2 protein-coding genes and 1 pseudogene are annotated in these 847 nt (G+C 62.7%); all 3 read left to right on the top strand.

Features of this window, described 5'->3' with window-relative positions; all coding sequences use genetic code 11:
- Positions 1–242, top strand: a 242-nt coding sequence (locus VBE63_RS30580; RefSeq protein ID WP_323686714.1) for a hypothetical protein, incomplete at its 5' end; no start/stop codon positions are given.
- Between the two features lie 126 nt (positions 243–368).
- A pseudogene (locus VBE63_RS30575) lies at positions 369–530 on the top strand (DUF4357 domain-containing protein); the annotation flags it as partial.
- Between the two features lie 62 nt (positions 531–592).
- The coding region (locus tag VBE63_RS30570) for a hypothetical protein (RefSeq protein WP_323686713.1) at positions 593–847 on the top strand (255 nt) is incomplete at its 3' end.

The raw sequence follows: 847 nt of genomic DNA, 5'->3' as shown, positions 1-847 counted from the left end.
GTCAAGGGTATGTGCGGACGTTCACTGAATCGAATGTCAACTTCTATCCGATTGTTGCCGTTGGCGACACCGCATCGGCTGAGCGCACTGTCGCGTCAGCACTCCGTCCTTGGTGTTTGCGTTCACCGAGCGGCCGCTTGACTGAGTGGACCACTGGTATCGCGACGGCGGATATGGCCGAGAAGATCATCAAGGCGGTCGCGTCGACCGGTTTGCAGTACCAGGTGCTGTGGACGCCATAGATGGAGCAGCGGGGGCACTCAAAAAGAACACACCATGGCCAGAACTTCCAAGGATAAGCCCGACACCAACGTTGCCAACCTCGGCTTCGAGGCCCCGCATCCCCGCCCGTGCCGGAGCGATGCCCGATGACCGACGCCATCGGCCGCAGCGTCCGGTTCTTCCTCGTCGATGGCAAATCGACCGGCCTGATCACCGCCGAGATCATGAACTGGACCGGCCATGTGCTGACCGGCCCGCGCACCGACCTGCCCAAGTTCCTCGCCCGTCCAGAAGTGGCCCGCACCGGCAACCCAACCAGCCGCGCGCTCTAGGCAAAGTCACAGGCACTCGGACACGGAGACCACCCCGGATGACCTTCAAAGAAGCGGACATCGAACGCAAGCTCCTCGACAAACTCGGCGAGCTCAAATACAGCGTCCGCCCCGACATCCACGACAAGGCCGCGCTCGAGGCCAACTTCCGCGCCAAATTCGAGGCGCTCAACCACTGTCAGCTCACCGACGCCGAGTTCGCCCGCCTGCGCGATGACATCATCACCGCCGATGTCTTCCAGGCCGCCAAGCGCCTGCGCGAATACGGCTATTTCCAGCGCGAGGACGGCACC

This window comes from Lamprobacter sp. (genome assembly GCF_034860625.1).
In the GTDB taxonomy this organism is placed as follows: Bacteria; Pseudomonadota; Gammaproteobacteria; order Chromatiales; family Chromatiaceae; genus Lamprobacter.
The sequence above is the reverse complement of the archived record's forward strand: the minus strand, read 5'-3'. Positions and strand labels throughout refer to the sequence as shown.